The sequence below is a fragment of the Frigoribacterium sp. VKM Ac-2859 genome (assembly GCF_013204925.1).
Classification (GTDB): domain Bacteria; phylum Actinomycetota; class Actinomycetes; order Actinomycetales; family Microbacteriaceae; genus Frigoribacterium.
Window position 1 is genome coordinate 275,168 of record NZ_JABMLC010000001.1, and the last position, 17,423, is coordinate 292,590.

Sequence of the window (17,423 nt, forward strand, 5' to 3'; positions counted from 1 at the left end):
ACCCGGGTCAGGCGCGCTGGCCGAGGCGGCCGCGCAACACGTCGATGCGCTTCTGGATCTGTTCGGTGCTGGCCTGAGCGACGGACGGGCCCCCGCTGATGCGCCTGAGGTCCGCGTGGATCAGCCCGTGTGGTTCGTTCGAGTGCCGCGACCAGATCGACACGAGCCGGCTGAGCTCTTGCCGCTGCTCTTTGATGGTCTGGTAGAGGGGTCGGGCCTCGTCGACCGGAGCGGTCGTGGGCAACCCGGTCTTCGGAGCCCGTCGCGCCTGGGTGGCCTGCCGCTGCCGCAGCAGGTCGCGGACCTGGTCGGGCTCGAGCAGACCGGGGATGCCGATGAAGTCGAGTTCTTCGAGGCTGCCGATCTCGCCTCCGGTGCCGAACTCGCCGCCGTCGTAGAGCACCCGGTCGAACGAGGCCTGCGAGTCCAGGGCCTCGAACGGTTGCTGCTCGAGGAGGCTCGACGCCTTCTCGTCGCGGTTGGCCGCGGCCATCATGTCTTCTTCGGGGGCGAACAGGCCGTCGTCGGCGTCGGTGGGCCGGTCGAGCGCGTGGTCGCGTTGCAGTTCGAGCTGGTTGGCCAGGGCCATCAGGCTGGGCACGCTCGGCAGGAAGATCGACGCGGTCTCGCCCCGTCGGCGGGCTCGGACGAACCGTCCCACGACCTGGGCGAAGAAGAGCGGCGTCGACGCCGAGGTGGCGTACACGCCGACGGCGAGACGCGGGACGTCGACGCCCTCGGAGACCATCCGGACCGCGACCATCCAGCGGCTGTCGCCGTCGGAGAAGGCCTGGATGCGGTCGGAGGCGGCCTTCTCGTCGCTCAGGACGACGGTGGGGCGCTCACCCGTGAGCTTCTGCAACACGGCCGCGTACTGCCGAGCCGCGGTGTGGTCGGTGGCGATGACGAGACCACCCGCGTCGGGCACGCCCCGGCGCACCTCGGTGAGGCGCTTGTCGGCCGCCGAGAGCACGGCCGGAATCCAGTCGCCCTGCGGCGACAGCGCCGTACGCCAGGCCTGGGCCGTGATGTCTTTGGTCACGGCTTCGCCGAGGGACGCGCTCATCTCGTCGCCCATCCGGGTGCGCCAGCGCATCTGACCGGCGTACGCCATGAAGAGGACGGGTCGCACCACGCCGTCGGCGAGGGCACGGCCGTAGCCGTAGGAGTAGTCGGCCCTCGAGGTGCGGATGCCGTGCTCGTCCGGGGCGTACTGCACGAACGGGATCGGAGCCGTGTCGGACCGGAACGGGGTGCCCGTCAGCGAGAGACGGCGGGTGGCACCGGTGTAGGCCTCGCGGATGCCGTCGCCCCAACTGAGCGCGTCGCCGCCGTGGTGCACCTCGTCGAGGATGACGAGGGTGCGACCGGCCGTCGTGATGGCCTTGTGCACCTCGGGCTTCATGCCGACCTGGGCGTAGGTGACGGCGATGCCGTGGTAGTGCCGCCCGAAGGTGCCGTCGGCGTTCTTGAACATCGGATCGAGGCGGAGGTTGACCCGGTCGGCGGCGTCGGCCCACTGGCGCTTCAGGTGCTCGGTGGGGGCGACGACCACGACGCGGTCGACCTCGCCGCGGGACAGGAGTTCGGTGGCGAGGCGGAGGGCGAACGTCGTCTTGCCGGCGCCCGGTGTGGCCGCCGCGAGGAAGTCCCTCGGCATCGTCGAGAAGTAGAGCTCGAGGGCGTCGGCCTGCCACGCGCGCAACTTGCTGGCGGTGCCCCAGGCGGCCCGCTCGGGGAACGCGGGCGAGAGGTGTTCGGCGGCCGAGTTGCCTGCCGAGACGCCGACGTCGAGAGGGTCGGACGAGAGGCCGTCGAGGTGCTGCTCACCCCCGGCGGGGTCGGATGCGTTGGCGGTGCTCACTCGAACCGAGTTTACCCTCGACCGGCGTCGTCGACGGACGCGGTACCCGCATCTCGACCGGAGGTGCCGGGTCGACGCCGCGAGGTGCCGAGCAGCGAGGCCGGCGTCAGCATGGCCGAGCCGAACTTGGCCCGGAGGGCGTCCATGGTCGACTCCGCCTCGCGCCAGTCGGCGTCGTCGTCCCACAGGCCGAGCGAGTCACCGCCCGTCCCCTCGCTGAGCTGCTCGACGCGCACGCCGACGAGCCGGATTCGTTCGTGCTGCTTGCCCGTGGCCTCGTAGAGGGACACGACCTCGTCGTAGATTCGTCGCCCGAGGTCGGTCGGGTCGGCGAGCGTCCGGGACCGCGTGATCGTCACGAAGTCGGTCGTCCGCAACTTGAGCACGACCGTGCGACCGCTCACGCCCGCGGCCCGCAGACGGGTGCCGACCTTGTCGCTCAGGCGGAGGAGTTCACGTCGGACGACGACGGGGTCGACGACGTCGGTGCCGAACGTGTTCTCGTTGCCGACGCTCTTCTCGGCCGTCTCGGTGTGGACGCTGCGGGGATCGCGGCCCCACGCCAGGTCGTGCAGCTTCGCGCCCGCTGCCGGCCCGACCGCGTGGACGAGCATGTCGAGAGGGGCCGAGGCGACGTCGCCGACCGTTCGCAGGCCGCGGTCGAGCAGCACCTGTTCGGTCTTGCCGCCCACGCCCCAGAGCGCGCTGATCGGCCGCGGGTGCAAGAAGGCCAGGGTGTGGCGGTGCGGTACGAGCAGGAGCCCGTCGGGCTTGGCGACGCTCGACGCGAGTTTGGCGACGAACTTGGTCGACGCGGCCCCGATGCTGCAGTGCAGCCCCGTCTCGGCGTGGACCCGACGACGCAGTGCCGTGGCGATCTCGAACGGCGAACCCATCAGGCGGATCGAGCCGCTGACGTCGAGGAACGCCTCGTCGATGCCGAGGCGTTCGACCAGCGGCGTGACGTCGTCGAACATCGACATGACTCGTGAGGACCAGTGCTGGTACTTCTCGAAGTGCGGTTCGAGCACGACGGCCTGCGGGCAGCGACGCAGTGCGATCGCCATGGGCATCGCCGAGTTGACGCCGTACTTGCGGGCCTCGTAGGTGGCGGCCGTGACGACCGACCGGTCGGAGCGGTGCCCGATGACCACGGGTCGGCCCCGGAGCTCGGGGTGGTCGAGCAACTCGACGGACGCGAAGAAGGCGTCCATGTCGACGTGGAAGATCGGCGCGGTCGCGTCGTCGGTCGGCACCGTCGTGACGATCCGCCCGCTGCCGTCTTGTTTGCTCACCGGAGCATCCTCACACGCGCCACCGACATCGTCGTCGCCCGGGGCGCGGCCCCCGATGCGGCCGCGTGCGTCGACCCGTCAGGAACCCGGTCCGAGGAGCGCCGCCGCGATCGTCGCGTGCGCCGAGTCGGTGTTCGACGGGTGGAAGCGTCCGGCGAGGACGTCCCGTTGCAGGCGCCCGAGCTCGGAGGACGACCGGTACGAGGACCCCCCGGCCACCGTGACCGCCTGCTCGACCACCGCGCGGGCCGTCCCGGTGGCGCGCGTCTTGAGCCCGACGACGAGCCGCGGCCAGTCGGCCCCGTGGTCGACGAGCTCGTCGACGTCGCGGGCGACCCGGTCGACCTGCGGCTCGAGTCCGTCGACCGCCAGTCCGGCGTCGGCGACGCGCCAGCGGACCACGGGGTCGAGCGCCCTGGCCGCTCCCCCGGCACGCCGCGAGGTCGTCCCGAGTGCCGACTCGACGGCGAGCTCGAGGGCCCGGCGGGCGATGCCCCGGTACACGGCGGCCACGGTCGTCTCGAAGACGGCGAAGACCGCGAAGACGAACGGGTCGGCGCTCGGGCCGACGGGCAGTCGACGGACGACCCGTGAGGCGGGCACCTCGACCCCGGTCAGCCGGGTCGTGTGGCTCTGCGTGGCGCGCATGCCGATGGTGTCCCAGTCCCCGAGTGAGGCGTGGCCCGGCTGCTCGCGGTGGACGAACCCGTGGACGAGGGCCGGCGCCTCCGGGTCGGAGTCGTCCCGTCCGAAGACGCCGAGGCGCGTCCAGACCGGCGAGAGCGACGTGGAGACCTTGGTGCCGGTGAACCGGTAGCCGCCGTCGCCCGTGGGTTCGGCCGAGGTCACCGAGTCGGACAGGACGAGGTCGTTGCCGGGCTCGCTCACCCCGAAGGCGAAGACCTCGTCGTGCGCGGCGTCCTCGAGGACGAGGTCGAGCGAGTCGTCGCCCCGGGCGTGCAGCACGGCCGCGCACCCGGTCCAGACCAGGTGCATGTTGACAGCCAGCGCCGTGGCCGGGGCCGCCGCCGCGAGGCGTGACTGCAGGGACGCGACCTGCTCGAGTCCGAGACCCGCGCCTCCTCGGTGCTCCGGGACGAACGCCCTCAGGTAGCCGCGCTCGCGCAGCTCGGCGAGGTCGTCGTGGGGGAACGTGTTCTCGCGGTCGTGGTCGGCGGCCCGCCCCCGGAAGCGCTCGAGCAGCTCGTCGGGCAGCAGCTCGCCGGGCGACCAGGAGGCGCGGGTCGGGTCGGACGGAGGGGCGGGCTTCGGTGCGGGCACGCGTCGAGAGTAGTTTGGTGGCATGAGTCAGCAACACCCGTGGTCCCGTTACGTCGCCCTCGGCGACTCGTTCACCGAGGGGATCGGCGACCCCGAGGAGCGCTCCCCCGGGGGGCACCGGGGCTGGGCCGACCGCGTCGCCGAGGTGCTGGGCTCCTCGACCGAGGACTTCGCCTACGCCAACCTCGCCGTCCGGGGCCGCCTGCTGAAGCAGATCATCGACGAGCAGTCCGAGGCCGCGCTCGCCCTGCGGCCCGACCTCATCTCGGTGTCGGCCGGGGGCAACGACATCATCCGTCCCGGCACCGACCCCGACGAGGTCGCCGCGGGCTTCGAGGGGTTGGTCGCACGACTGCGGTCCGACGGTGCCACGGTCGTGGTCTTCACCGGGCCCGACATCGGCCTCACCCCGGTCCTCGGTCGTCTCCGCGGAAAGGTCGCGATCTACAACGAGCACGTCCACGCCATCGCGCTGCGACACGACGCGGTGGTCGCGGACATGTGGGCGTTGCGTCAGCTCGTCGACCCACGGATGTGGGCGCCCGACCGGTTGCACTTCAGTCCCCTCGGCCACCACACGATCGCGCGGATGGTCCTGCAGGCCCTCGCGGTCGAGAACGACCTCGCGCCCTACGAGCCCGAGCCGCTCGAGCGTCGCCCCTGGCGCAACGCACGGGCCGACGACATGGGCTGGGCCCGCGAGTACCTCGTGCCCTGGGTGGTACGGCGCATCCGGCACCAGTCGTCGGGCGACCTGGTCCGGGCCAAGCGACCGGACGCCGTCACCGTGGTCCACCGCACCGACGACTGACGCTCGGGTCAGAACACCTCGTCGGGATGCGTCAAGCGCCACCAGGCGCCCGGCTCGCCGATGCCCGCGTCGAGTTCGAGGGGCACGACGTGCCGTTCTCCGTCGACGGTGAAGGTGACGTCGCCCACGCGCGTCCCGACCGGGGCCGCGCCCACGTCGTCGGTCTCGACCGACGCCTGCACGGTCTCGTCGCCCCAGACGAGGACGGTGGCGTCCTCCGCGGCCACCGCTCGGGCCTCGTCGCCCCAGGGCAGTTCGTACTCGGCGAAAGCGTCGCCGCGGCTGGTCAGCGTGATGGTCCGGAATCCCTCCGCGACGCTCGCGAGCAGGGCTTGCACGTCGCGGTCCAGCTGGTCGTGGTCGACGCCGCCGAGCATGGCGCCCACGACCGTGACCCGTCGCCCGCCGATCGTGTAGTCGGCCGCGAACAGCAGGCAGGCGCCGGCCTCGTCGAGCGTCCCCGTCTTGATTCCGACGACGCCGTCCAGCCCGAGCAGTTCGTTGCTGTTGCTGATCTCGCCGATGCCGGGCACGGACGTCGTCGCCGTGCCGACCGTGCGGGCGACGTCGGGGTCGGCCAGGGCCAGTCGGCCGAGTGCGATCAGGTCGGTCGAGGTGCTCGTGTTCTGCGGCGACAACCCGGTGGGCTCGACGAGCGTGGTCGACGAGAGGCCGTGGCCGTCGAGCCAGGACCGCGCCGCGTCGACGAAGGCCTGGTCGCTGCCGAACGCCCACCGGGCCAGCACCTCGGCGTAGTTGTTGGCGGACTCGATCAGCATGACCTCGAGCACCTGCCGCTCGGTGAGGACCTGCCCGGCCGCCATCGGTGCCACCTTGCCGTTCCGTGCGCGGTACGCGTCGACCAGGGCCGCCTCGGCCGGGCCGAAGGTGAGGGACGGGCCGTCACCGCCGTCGAGGGGTTTCTCGTCGAGGACGACGAGGGCCGTGACCACCTTGCTGATGCTCGCGATCGGACGGGGTCGTTCGTCGCCGCTCGTCGTCAGGCTGTCGTCCCAGCCGATCGCCTCGACCGCCGTCGCGCCGTAGGCGGGGAAGGTCAGGTCGGGAGCCTCCTCGGCCGGTGCGGCGTACGAGGCGACGTCCGCCGCGGCGGGCGCCAGCGGGCTGAGCAGTGCCAGGGGGACGTAGCCGCCGACCGCGACGACCAGGGCGAGCAGCGCGACCACGCCCACGCGCCTCCGGACCACGCCGGGTCGACGACGCCCGTCGACTCCGGTCACGCGACCGGTCACGCGACCGCCGCCGACCCGTCCGCCGGCAGACGCAGGGCCCAGAGGGCCACGGCCGAGGCGGCGGCCACGTTCAGGCTGTCGACGCCGTGCAGCATCGGGATGGTCACCACCGTGTCGGCGGCCCGCAGGGCGGCCCGGCTGAGCCCGTCGCCCTCGGTGCCGAGCAGCAGGGCGACGCGGTCCGGAGGCGCGGCCGCGTAGGCGTCGAGGGTGACCGCGTCGTCGCTCAGCGCCAGGGCGGCCACCTCGAACCCCGCCTCGCGGAGCAGCCCGGCACCGGCCGGCCACTCGGGGAGGCGCGTCCACGGGACCTGCAGCACGGTGCCCATGCTGACGCGGACGCTGCGCCGGTAGAGCGGGTCGGCGCAGCGCGGGGTGATCAGGACGGCGTCCGCCCCCAGGCCGGCGACGGCCCGGAAGATCGCGCCCACGTTCGTGTGGTCGACGATGTCCTCGAGCACGACGACGCGCCGCGCGCCGTCGAGCACCGACTCGACCGTCGGCAGCTCGGGACGGTGCATGGCGGCGAGGGCCCCCCGGTGCAGGTGGTAGCCGGTCAGCGTCTCGAGCAGGGCCGCGTCGCCGACGAAGATCTCGCCCTCGTGGTCGGCCACGAGGGGTTCGATGTCGGGCAACCACCGGTCGGTCATCAGCACCGACCGGGGCACGTGGCCCGCCCGCAGCGCCCGCTCGATGACCTTGGTCGACTCGGCGATGTAGAGGCCGCCCTCCGGCTCGGACACGCGCCGCAGGGCGACGTCGGTGAGCCGGTTGTAGTCGGCGAGTGCCTCGTGGTCGAGGTCGGTGATGCGGGTGACGTGCACGGTGCTCCACGGGGGACGGCCCCGGCGGACGGGCGACCGCTGGAATCGAATCGGAGGGGGACGCGTTTAGGCTAGCGTCACCGCACCCGAAGGAGCCCCACCCGTGTCGAACGCCCCCGTGGCCCCCACCGACGAGCAGGCCCTCGAGGCCGCGGTCGAGGCCCTCCGTGGGCGCCGCGTGGCCGTGCTCACCGGGGCGGGGGTCAGCACCGACTCGGGCATCCCCGACTACCGGGGCGAGGGCGCTCCGCCCCGCAACCCCATGACCTTCCAGCAGTTCCTCTCGAGCGAGAGCTACCGCAAGCGCTACTGGGCCGGCAGCCACCTCGGCTGGAAGTCCTTCCGTGCCGCCGGGCCCAACGAGGGGCACCGGGCGCTGGCCCGGCTCGAGGCCGCCGGCGTCACGAACGGCGTCATCACCCAGAACGTCGACAACCTGCACGTCCGCGCCGGGTCGCGCCGGGTCGTCGACCTGCACGGCACCGTCGACCGCGTCGTCTGCCTCACCTGCGGGCAGGCGTTCGCCCGCGACATGGTGGCGGCCCGCCTCGCCGCCGAGAACCCCTGGATCGACGAGCCCGACCAGGTGCGGCTCGCCCCGGACGGCGACGTCGAGGTGCACGACATCGACGCGTTCGTCGTGCCGACCTGCACGGTGTGCGGCGGCCTGCTCAAACCCGACGTCGTGTTCTTCGGCGAGTTCGTGCCCACCGAGCGGTTCGCCGAGGCGCGCTCGATGGTCGTCGGCGCCGAGGCGCTGCTCGTCGCCGGCTCCTCGCTCGTCGTCAACAGCGGCATCCGCCTGCTCGACCAGGCGACGCGCCGGAAGCTGCCCGTGGTCGTCCTGAACCGCGGCGTCACCAAGGGCGACTCGCGGGCCACGGTTAAGCTGGACGCCGGCACGTCGGAGACCCTGGCGGCCCTGGCCGAGCACCTGGGCGCCTGACCCCCGGGCCGTGCCCACCGGAGGAACGATGACGCTCTTGTACCTGGTCCGCCACGGCGAGACCGACTGGAACCGCGCCCGGCGCATCCAGGGCTCCACCGACATCCCCCTGAACGACCTCGGTCGGTCGCAGGCCCGAGAGACCGGCGACCTGCTCGCCCGGCGTCGGTTCGACGCCGTCGTCGCCAGCCCTCTGTCGCGCGCGGCCGAGACCGGGTCCCTCATCGCCGAGCGCCTGGGCCTGGCCGCGCCCGAGCTCGTCCCCGAGGTCGCCGAGCGTCGCTACGGCGACGCCGAGGGGCTGACCGGCGAGCAGGTCGAGGCACGGTTCCCCCACGGCACCCCGGTGCCCGGTCGTGAGAGCCGCGGGGCCCTCGTCGCACGGGTGCTGCCCGCCCTCGCCGCGATCGCGGCACGGCACGGCGACGGCTCGTCCGTGGTCGTCGCGACGCACGGCGCGGTCATCCGGGCGGTCGTGAACCACGTCTCCCCCGACACCGACGCGCACCTGGGAGTGCCCATCCGCAACGGGTCCGTCCACTCGTTCGAGTTCACGGGCGACGCCCTGACGCTGCGGGAGTTCGACGACCCGATCGAGGTCGAGTCCGAACGTGCCGGCACCTACTCGTTCGAGTACCAGAACCCGCTCGAGCGCGACGCGGCCGAACCGGCCTGAGCCGCCGGCCCCGGCCGCCGACGGGTCAGCGTCCCGGGCGCCGGTGGGTCAGCGTCCCGGGCGTCGACGCCGGTGGCCGCCCGCTGCGGCGACGTCGGCCAGCAGGCGCAGCAGCACGTCGGCCGAGTCACGCCAGCTGAACCGGGCGGCCTGCTCGACCGACGCGGCCGAGCGCGCCTCCCACTCGCCCTCGAGTCGTCGGACGGCGGCGGCGATCGACGTGGGCGACGACGGGTCGAAGTAGAGCGCCGCGTCTCCGCCGATCTCGCGGAAGATCGGGATGTCGCTGACCACGGCCGGCGTGCCGAGTGCCATGCCCTCGACGAGCGGGATGCCGAAGCCCTCGGCACGCGAGGCCGTCACGACGGCCGTCGCCCCCAGCAGGGTCTCGCGGTACTCGTCGTCGCTCGCCCCGTCGTGGAAGACCAACGACCCGGCGGGTGCCAGGGCCGTCAAGGAGGCGCGCTCGGCCCCGGACACCCGGCTCATCAGGTGCAGTCGGTACCCGTCGAGCAACGGCAGTGCCCTGGCCAGCGCGGCCACGTTCTTGTACGGCATGAACGACCCCATGTAGACGAGGTCGCGGCTCACCGGCGCGGTGCGGGGCTCGACGGGGTCGACCGGGTCGGCCGCGTTGTACACCACCGTCACGGGGCGCCGGGTCAGGCGGTGACGACGCATCTCGTCCCGCGTCGTGCGGCTCACGGTGACGACGGCGTCGGCCCGGTTCAGGAGCACCCGCTGCGGCCACCAGGCCAGGTGGTACAGCCGCCAGAGCAGCTTGATCGGCCAGGCGAACTCGGGTGGCGGCGTGCGGTTCGTGTAGTAGATCAGGTCGTGCAGGGTCAGGACGAGCGGGTACCGGCGTCCGGCGGATCCCATGGTCTGCATGGGCGACCAGACGACGTCGGGGCGCAGCGTGTTCACCTGCCGGGCCACGAGCGGCTCGAGGACGCTCGTGGGCGCGCTGACGAGCAGGTGGGGTGCGTCGGGCAACGCGTGGAGCTGGCGGGGGTCGCTGACCAGCATCGTCACCTCGTGGCGCTCGGTCAGCGCCGACACCACGCCGGCGCTGAAGCGGCTGATGCCGTCGTGGCGTCCGACGCGGACGTAGCGGCAGTCGACGACGATCTTCATCGGACGAAGGCCTCGATCGCGGCGGCGGCCTGGCGCGGCTTCTCGTAGTGGATCAGGTGGCCCACGCCCTCGATCACGTCGAGCGTGGCGTCGGGAAAGAGCGCCTGCAGTCGGTGCTGGGCGGGCAGGGCGGTGATGTCGTCGCGGTCGGCGGCGACGAGCAGGGTGGGCACGCTGATGCGGGCGGCGTACGTGCTCACGTCGCTCGAGACCGATGCGCGGAACGCGTCGAGCACCACGCGACGGTCCGAGAACCGCGAGAAGAAGCTGTCGTGCTGGTCGTGGATCCACCGGCGCAGGGCCCGGTCGTGGGTCTTGACCATGGCGAGGCTGGTGAACCTCGTCACGGCCGCGTTCTGCAGCACCTGCTGGCCGGCACGTTCGGGCAGGGCCGCGCCGGCCCAGTAGTAGAAGACGGCCAGACGCGTGACCACGCCGCGCGGGCCCTGCAGGGCAGGGGCGGCGATCGGGTTGACCAGGATCAACCGGGAGGCGCGGAGCCCGTCGGCCACCGCGGCCGACGTGACGATCGAGCCGAACGAGTGCCCCAGCACCACGACGTCGTCACCGAGCGAGAGGGTCGCCACGAACGCGGTCAGCCAGCGCGCGTACGCCGCGACGCTGTGCTCGCCGTCGAGCGGGGTCGACTCGCCGAAGCCCGGCAGGTCGGGCATGACCACCCTCACGTGGTCGAGGTGCGCCACGACCGGTTCGAGACCGTGGTGGTCGCCCCGGAAGCCGTGCACCGCGACGACGGTGACCCGCGCCTCCTGCCCCTCGGGCGGCTCGTACGTCCAGTAGCGGGTGAGGCTGCCGGCGACCTCGACGGCGTCGTCGCGCACCGGTCGGGCGTCGAGGCGGGCACGGTAGGGCGACTTCACGCGCGGGGGTCGGACGATCACGAGCCCGAGTCTACGAGCGACGCGCTGGTCGGAGTGCGCGTCCCGGGGCGCGCGCCCGTAGGGTGGGCGGGTGAGCTTCACTGCCCCGATCCAGCAGCCCGGACTGACCCTCGACCCCAACTGGCACCGCCGTGCGGTGTTCTACGAGGTGATGGTGCGGTCGTTCGTCGACAGCAACGGCGACGGGGCGGGCGACCTCCAAGGTCTGCTCACCCGCCTCGACTACCTGCAGTGGCTCGGCGTCGACGCCCTCTGGCTGCCGCCGTTCTTCCAGTCGCCCCTGCGCGACGGCGGGTACGACATCCAGGACTACAAGGCGATCCTGCCCGAGTTCGGCACCCTCGACGAGTTCCGCGACCTGGTCACGAAGTCGCACGAGCGCAACATGCGCATCGTCATCGACATGGTGCTGAACCACACCAGCGACCAGCACGAGTGGTTCCAGCAGAGCCGCGAAGACCCCGAGGGTCCCTACGGCGACTTCTACGTCTGGCGCGACACCGACGACGAATACTCGAACATCCGCGTCATCTTCGTCGACACCGAAGAGTCGAACTGGACGTTCGACCCGGTGCGTCGTCAGTTCTTCTTCCACCGCTTCTTCTCGCACCAGCCCGACCTCAACTTCGAGAACCCCGCCGTCCAGGAAGCGGTCTTCGACGTCGTCCGTCACTGGCTGGCGATGGGCGTCGACGGGCTCCGCCTCGACGCGATCCCGTACCTGTTCGAGACCGAAGAGGGCAACGGCGAGGGCGAACCGGCCACGCACGAGTTCATCAAGCGTCTGCGCGCCATGGTCGACGAGGAGTTCCCGGGTCGCGTGCTCATCGCCGAGGCGAACCAGTGGCCCGCCGAGACGGCGGCGTTCTTCGGCACCGAGGACGAGCCGGAGTGCCACATGGCCTTCGACTTCCCGGTCATGCCCCGCATCTTCTACTCGCTGCGCGCCCAGAGCGCCGACGAGCTCAAGCGCATCCTCTCCGAGACGACCGAGGTGCCCCCGGGCGCGGCCTGGGCCGTCTTCCTCCGCAACCACGACGAGCTCACCCTCGAGATGGTCAGCGAGGAGTACCGGCAGGCGATGTACGGCTGGTACGCCTACGACCCCCGCATGCGCTCGAACATCGGCATCCGTCGTCGCCTCGCTCCTCTGCTCGACAACTCGCGCGCCGAACTCGAACTCGTCCACGCGCTGCTCTTCTCGCTGCCCGGCAGTCCGTTCCTGTACTACGGCGACGAGATCGGCATGGGCGACAACATCTGGCTTCCGGACCGCGACTCGTCCCGCACGCCGATGCAGTGGACGCCCGACCGCAACGCCGGCTTCTCGACCGCCGACCCGGGCAAGCTCTTCCTGCCCGTCGTCCAGTCGCTCGTCTACAACTACAACCTGGTCAACGTCGAGAGCCAGCTGGCGCAGTCGCGGTCGCTGCTGCACTGGGTCCGCAACGTCATCCACGTGCGCAAGGCCCACCCGACCTTCGGCCTCGGCACCCTCGAGGTGCTCGAGACGAACCAGGAGTCGGTCCTGTCGTTCGTCCGGTCCTACGAGGGGGCCGGCACGCAGTTCGGCGACTCGGCCGAGGACATCCTCTGCGTCTTCTCGTTCGGTCACAACCCGACCTCGGTCGACATCGTGGCCCCGCAGTTCGCGGGGCGCACGTTGGTCGACCTCTTCGGCGGAGCGCAGTTCCCCTCGTTCGACGACGAGGGCAAGGTCACCCTGACCCTCGGCACGCAGGCGTTCTTCTGGCTGCACGTCGGCGACGTGCCCGTGGCGGCGGCACCCGCTGTCGGTGGCGCCTCCTAAGCTCACAGAGTGACTGACACCGACACGACCGGCACCGCCCCCGACCTCGCGGCCGTGGGCGAGCCGCCGGCCGCCTGGTGGCAGGTCCTCGGCGTCTTCGACCTCGAGACGACGGGCATCGACGTCGAGACGGCCCGGATCGTCACCGCGCACGTCGGCCTGATCGACGCCACCGGTGCGACGGTCGCACACGGCGAGTGGTTGGCCGATCCGGGCGTCGAGATCCCCGAGCAGGCCAGCGCCGTCCACGGCATCTCGACCGAGCGGGCCCGAGCCGAGGGGCGACCGGCCGCCGAGGTCGTGGCCGAGATCGTCGCGGCCATCCGTGCCGTCTTCGCCCGCGGCGTGCCGTTGGTCGTCTACAACGCGCCCTACGACCTCACGCTGCTCGACCGTGAGGCCCGCCGCCACGGTGTCGAACCTCTCGGCGAGGTGGGCGAGATCGGCTGCGTCGTCGATCCGCTCGTCATCGACAAGGCCGTCGACACCTACCGCAAGGGCAAACGCACCCTCGAGGCCGCCGCGGCCGTCTACGGCGTCTCGCTCGACGACGCCCACGACGCCGGGGCCGACGCCATCGCCGCGGGCCGTGTCGCCCAGGCGATGGCCAAGCGGTATCCCGATCGCCTCGACGTGCCCGTGACCGAGTTGCACGACCTCCAGGTCGGGTGGTGCTCGACCCAGGCCGAGAGCTTCCAGCAGTACATGCGCCGTGCGAAAGACCCCACCTTCACCGCTCACGGTGACTGGCCGCACCGCCCACTGCCGTTCGCCTGAGCACGAACGCCCCTCCGCGCCTCCTGGGCTCGCCCGCGCCTCCGTCTCCTGGGCTCCGCCCGGGCCTCCTGCGGTGCGGTGTCGTCAGCGTCCACCCTCTCGGTCGGGCACCCTCACCCGGGCGCACGAAAGAGGCGGCCCACCGAAGTGGACCGCCTCTTTCGGGCGTGTGGGCTGTGGCCTACTTGCCGAAGTTCTTGTAGCGCGAGTTGAACTTCTCGACGCGACCGGCCGAGTCGAGGATGCGCTGCTTGCCCGTGTAGAACGGGTGCGACTCGGACGAGATCTCGACGTCGATGACCGGGTAGGTCTCACCGTCGAGCTCGATGGTCTTGTCGCTGGTCGTCGTGGAGCGCGTGAGGAACGTGGCGCCCGACGCGAGGTCCCGGAAGACGATCTGCTTGTACTCGGGGTGGATGTCGGTCTTCATGATTGTCCTAGGTCTAGCGAACGAGTGATGATGGTGAGTTCAGGAGGCGCGTGCAGCATCGCTGCGGGCCAGCTGTCAACGATACCAGACCGACGGCCCGGATCGTAGGAGGCGCGGTTCAGCCCGCGGCGCGGGCCGAGTACCGGCCCCCGTCGGACTCGACCCGCAGTTCGACGCCGAACGTGGCGCCGAGGGTCTCGGCCGTGATGACCTCGTCGAGCGGACCGGCGGCCACGACGGAGCCGTGGTCGAGCAGCAGGGCGTGCGTGAATCCCTTGGGGATCTCCTCGACGTGGTGGGTCACCATGACGATGGCCGGAGCGCCCTCGGACGAGGCGTAGCCCGAGAGCATCTGCAGCAGTTCTTCGCGGGCGCCGAGGTCGAGGCTCGCGGCCGGCTCGTCGAGCAGCAGCAACTCGGGGTCGGTCATGACCGAGCGGGCGATCTGGACGCGCTTCTGCTCGCCGTCGCTCAGCTCGCCGAAGGTACGGTCCGAGAGGTGGTCGAGCTTCCACTCGTCGAGAACGCGGTGCGCCCGACGGACGTCGACGCCCTCGTACTCTTCGTTCCAGCGCCCGGTGACCGAGTAGGCGGCCGTCAGGACGACGTCGACGACCTTCTCCTTCGCCGGGATGCGGCGGGCGATGGCCGTCGAGGCGAAGCCGATGCGTGGCCGCAGGTCGAACAGGTCGACGGAGCCGAGGTCGGAGCCGAGGATGCTGGCCTCGCCCGAGGACGGGTGGCTCTGCGCGGCGGCGACCTGCAGCAGGCTCGTCTTGCCGGCACCGTTCGGGCCGAGCACGACCCAGCGCTCGTCGGAGTCGACCGTCCAGGTCAGTTTGTCGACGACGGCTGTGCCGCCTCGGACGATCGAGACATCGGTGAGCTGCAGGACGGTAGGCATGGTCCTCAGCCTAGTTGAGCAGGCCCTCGTAGATCCCCAGCGTCTGCTCGGCGATCCGCGACCACGAGAACTCTTCTTCGGCCCTCATGCGGCCGGCTCGTCCCATGAGGCGGGCGAGTGCCGGGTCGGAGACGACCTCGGTGAGGGTGGCCGCCAGGTCGGCCACGAAGCGGTCGGGGTCGACCGGGGTGCCGGTGCCGTCCTGCACCTGGTCGAGGGGCACGATCCGGCCCGTTAGACCGTCCGCGACGACCTCGGGGATGCCGCCCGTGTCGGACCCGACGACAGGAACGCCGCAGGCCATCGCCTCGAGGTTGACGATGCCGAGGGGTTCGTACACCGAGGGGCAGACGAAGGTGGTGGCGGCGCTCAGCACCGCACTGAGCTGGTGACGGGGCAGCACGGTGTCGATCCACACGACACCGGTGCGCTCCTCTTGCAACTCTCGGACGAGACCCGTGACCTCGGCCATGATCTCGGGGGTGTCCGGCGCGCCGGCGCAGAGCACGAGCTGCACGTCGGCCGGCAGCAGCTTGGCCGCGCGCAGCAGGTACGGCAGGCCCTTCTGGCGGGTGATGCGACCGACGAAGACGACGGAGGGGCGGTCGGGATCGATGCCCAGGCTGCGGACCAGCTCGGCGTCGTCGACGCGCTTCCAGCCGTCGAGGTCGATCCCGTTGTAGACGACCTGGACCTTCGACTCGTCGATCGACGGGTAGGAGCGCAGGATGTCGCGGCGCATCCCGTCGCTGACCGCGATGACGCGGTCGGCGGTCTCGTAGGCCTGACGCTCGATCCAGCTCGAGACGCGGTAACCGCCTCCGAGCTGTTCGGCCTTCCAGGGTCGGAGCGGTTCGAGGCTGTGGGCCGTCAGGACGTGCGGGACCCCGTGCAGCATCTGGGCCAACTGGCCGGCCGCGTTCGCGTACCAGGTGTGGCTGTGGACGACGTCGGCTCCGGCCACGTCCTGGGCCATGCTGACGTCCACGCCGAGGGTGCGCAGCGTGGCGTTGGCCTGGTCGAGCTGGGGCAGGTCGGGGTACCCGGTCGTGTCGGGTTCGGGGTCGACCTCGCCGAAGGCACGGACCTGCACCTCGACGCCCTGACGCAGGGCCTTGACGAGTTCGACGACGTGGACGCCCGCTCCCCCGTAGACGTTGGGCGGGTATTCCTTGGTGATGACATCGACTCGCACGTGGTTCACCGTAGTCGTGCGACCGCGAATCGTGCCATTCTGGCCCCATGGCATCAAAGAAGATCTTCGGCATCGTCCTGGCTGGTGGCGAGGGCAAACGCCTGATGCCGCTGACCGCCGACCGCGCGAAACCCGCTGTCCCGTTCGGTGGCAACTACCGTCTCATCGACTTCGCCCTGTCGAACCTGATCAACTCGGGTCTCCGGCAGATCGTCGTCCTGACCCAGTACAAGTCGCACAGCCTCGACCGCCACGTGTCGCAGACCTGGAGCATCGAGGGCCTGCTGGGTGCCTACGTCGCCTCGGTCCCGGCACAGCAGCGGCTCGGCAAGCGATGGTTCGCCGGCAGCGCCGACGCGATCCTGCAGAGCCTGAACCTCCTGCGTGACGAGAAGCCCGACATCGTCGTCGTGGTGGGTGCCGACCACGTCTACCGCATGGACTTCTCGCAGATGATCGAGGCGCACATCGCCTCGGGCGCCGGGGTCACCGTCGCCGCCATCCGTCAGCCCATCTCGCTGGCCGACCAGTTCGGCGTGATCGAGGTCGACTCGGACGACCCGACCCGCATCGGCCGGTTCCTCGAGAAGCCGACCGACGCCACGGGCCTGCCGGACTCCCCCGACGAGATCCTCGCGTCGATGGGCAACTACGTCTTCGACGCGGACGTCCTGATCGACGCCGTGCTGCGCGACGGCGAGAAGCCCGACTCCAACCACGACATGGGCGGGGACATCGTCCCCGACTTCGTCTCCCGGGGCGACGCGGCGGTGTACGACCTCAACCGCAACGAGGTGCCCGGGTCGACCGAGCGCGACCGCTACTACTGGCGCGACGTCGGCACCATCGACTCGTTCTACGACGCGCACCGCGACCTGATCTCGGCCCTGCCGATCTTCAACCTCTACAACACCGCCTGGCCGATCTTCAGCCAGCAGCTCAACTCGCCCCCCGCGAAGTTCGTCCGCGACGGCCACGGCAACCTCGGCACGACGATCGACTCGATCGTGTCGCTCGGCTCGTTGCTCTCGGGAGCGCACGTGGAGCGCAGCGTCCTGGGGCCATGGTGCACCCTCGACAGCGGCTCGCGGGTCGTCGACTCGGTGGTCTTCGAGCGGGCCCACGTCGGCCCGAACGCCGTCGTCAACCGGGCGATCCTCGACAAGGACGTCGTCATCGCGGCCGGCGCGTCCGTCGGCGTCGATCCCGAGGCCGACCGGGCCCGCGGGTTCACCGTCACGCCCTCCGGCATCACGGTGGTCGGCAAGGGCGTCCGGGTCGACCAGTAGACGCCCGGAGTCACACGAACGGCGCGGTG

At 71.3% G+C, this 17,423-nt stretch carries 16 protein-coding genes; 6 read left to right on the forward strand and 10 right to left on the reverse strand.

From position 1 onward, the window contains the following. Positions 1 to 7 precede the first annotated feature (7 nt). From HQQ78_RS01325 to HQQ78_RS01335, 3 genes are all read right to left on the reverse strand, one after another. Positions 8 to 1,864 carry a DEAD/DEAH box helicase gene (locus HQQ78_RS01325; protein WP_056045156.1) on the reverse strand — a complete coding sequence of 619 codons (1,857 nt, stop codon included), beginning with the start codon at positions 1,862 to 1,864 and terminating at the stop codon, positions 8 to 10. 11 nt (positions 1,865 to 1,875) lie between these two features. After that, on the reverse strand, positions 1,876 to 3,159 hold the full coding sequence (gene dinB, locus HQQ78_RS01330; protein WP_173150842.1) for a DNA polymerase IV: 1,284 nt from the start codon (positions 3,157 to 3,159) through the stop codon (positions 1,876 to 1,878). 78 nt (positions 3,160 to 3,237) lie between these two features. Then, positions 3,238 to 4,440: an acyl-CoA dehydrogenase family protein gene (locus tag HQQ78_RS01335; protein WP_371740305.1), complete on the reverse strand. Its 1,203-nt coding sequence runs from the start codon at positions 4,438 to 4,440 to the stop codon at positions 3,238 to 3,240. Positions 4,441 to 4,462: 22 nt separating this feature from the next. Between HQQ78_RS01335 and HQQ78_RS01340 the strand changes: the two genes are divergently transcribed. Next, positions 4,463 to 5,251, forward strand: a complete 789-nt coding sequence (locus HQQ78_RS01340; protein WP_056045163.1) for an SGNH/GDSL hydrolase family protein — start codon at positions 4,463 to 4,465, stop codon at positions 5,249 to 5,251. Positions 5,252 to 5,259: 8 nt separating this feature from the next. On the opposite strand, the gene HQQ78_RS01345 is transcribed toward HQQ78_RS01340, so the two are convergent. Beyond that, a complete protein-coding gene (locus HQQ78_RS01345; protein WP_173150844.1) occupies positions 5,260 to 6,492 on the reverse strand; it encodes a D-alanyl-D-alanine carboxypeptidase in 1,233 nt (410 codons plus the stop codon). An 8-nt stretch (positions 6,493 to 6,500) separates the two neighbouring features. Beyond that, entirely contained in the window at positions 6,501 to 7,328 is an 828-nt protein-coding gene (locus tag HQQ78_RS01350; protein WP_123570062.1) for an RNA methyltransferase, read from the reverse strand. Between the two features lie 103 nt (positions 7,329 to 7,431). On the opposite strand from HQQ78_RS01350, the gene HQQ78_RS01355 reads away from it, so the two are divergent. Continuing rightward, on the forward strand, positions 7,432 to 8,274 hold the full coding sequence (locus HQQ78_RS01355) for an NAD-dependent protein deacetylase (RefSeq protein WP_173150845.1): 843 nt from the start codon (positions 7,432 to 7,434) through the stop codon (positions 8,272 to 8,274). Between the two features lie 28 nt (positions 8,275 to 8,302). Further along, positions 8,303 to 8,950 carry a histidine phosphatase family protein gene (locus HQQ78_RS01360; RefSeq protein WP_123570063.1) on the forward strand — a complete coding sequence of 216 codons (648 nt, stop codon included), beginning with the start codon at positions 8,303 to 8,305 and terminating at the stop codon, positions 8,948 to 8,950. A 48-nt stretch (positions 8,951 to 8,998) separates the two neighbouring features. Here HQQ78_RS01360 and HQQ78_RS01365 read toward each other — a convergent pair whose 3' ends face one another. Together HQQ78_RS01365 and HQQ78_RS01370 are read right to left on the reverse strand one after the other, a co-directional pair. Then, positions 8,999 to 10,087, reverse strand: coding sequence for a glycosyltransferase family 1 protein (locus tag HQQ78_RS01365; protein ID WP_173150846.1), 1,089 nt, complete (start codon positions 10,085 to 10,087; stop codon positions 8,999 to 9,001). Further along, positions 10,084 to 10,989 (reverse strand): alpha/beta fold hydrolase, encoded by a 906-nt coding sequence (locus tag HQQ78_RS01370; RefSeq protein WP_233568320.1) that lies wholly within the window; start codon positions 10,987 to 10,989, stop codon positions 10,084 to 10,086. Before HQQ78_RS01370 ends, HQQ78_RS01365 begins: the two co-directional genes overlap by 4 nt. A gap of 70 nt (positions 10,990 to 11,059) precedes the next feature. On the opposite strand from HQQ78_RS01370, the gene treS reads away from it, so the two are divergent. Continuing rightward, positions 11,060 to 12,799, forward strand: coding sequence for a maltose alpha-D-glucosyltransferase (gene treS, locus HQQ78_RS01375; RefSeq protein ID WP_056045180.1), 1,740 nt, complete (start codon positions 11,060 to 11,062; stop codon positions 12,797 to 12,799). A gap of 54 nt (positions 12,800 to 12,853) precedes the next feature. Further along, entirely contained in the window at positions 12,854 to 13,576 is a 723-nt protein-coding gene (locus tag HQQ78_RS01380; RefSeq protein ID WP_173152061.1) for a 3'-5' exonuclease, read from the forward strand. Positions 13,577 to 13,757: 181 nt separating this feature from the next. On the opposite strand, the gene HQQ78_RS01385 is transcribed toward HQQ78_RS01380, so the two are convergent. From HQQ78_RS01385 to glgA, 3 genes are all read right to left on the reverse strand, one after another. Next, complete coding sequence (locus tag HQQ78_RS01385; RefSeq protein ID WP_043594989.1) at positions 13,758 to 14,006, reverse strand: type B 50S ribosomal protein L31; 249 nt, start codon at positions 14,004 to 14,006, stop codon at positions 13,758 to 13,760. 118 nt (positions 14,007 to 14,124) lie between these two features. After that, complete coding sequence (locus tag HQQ78_RS01390) at positions 14,125 to 14,910, reverse strand: ABC transporter ATP-binding protein (RefSeq protein ID WP_056045184.1); 786 nt, start codon at positions 14,908 to 14,910, stop codon at positions 14,125 to 14,127. 10 nt (positions 14,911 to 14,920) lie between these two features. Continuing rightward, positions 14,921 to 16,105: a glycogen synthase gene (gene glgA / locus HQQ78_RS01395; RefSeq protein WP_123570768.1), complete on the reverse strand. Its 1,185-nt coding sequence runs from the start codon at positions 16,103 to 16,105 to the stop codon at positions 14,921 to 14,923. 47 nt (positions 16,106 to 16,152) lie between these two features. On the opposite strand from glgA, the gene HQQ78_RS01400 reads away from it, so the two are divergent. Beyond that, a complete protein-coding gene (locus HQQ78_RS01400) occupies positions 16,153 to 17,394 on the forward strand; it encodes a glucose-1-phosphate adenylyltransferase (RefSeq protein WP_173150847.1) in 1,242 nt (413 codons plus the stop codon). Positions 17,395 to 17,423: the final 29 nt, after the last annotated feature.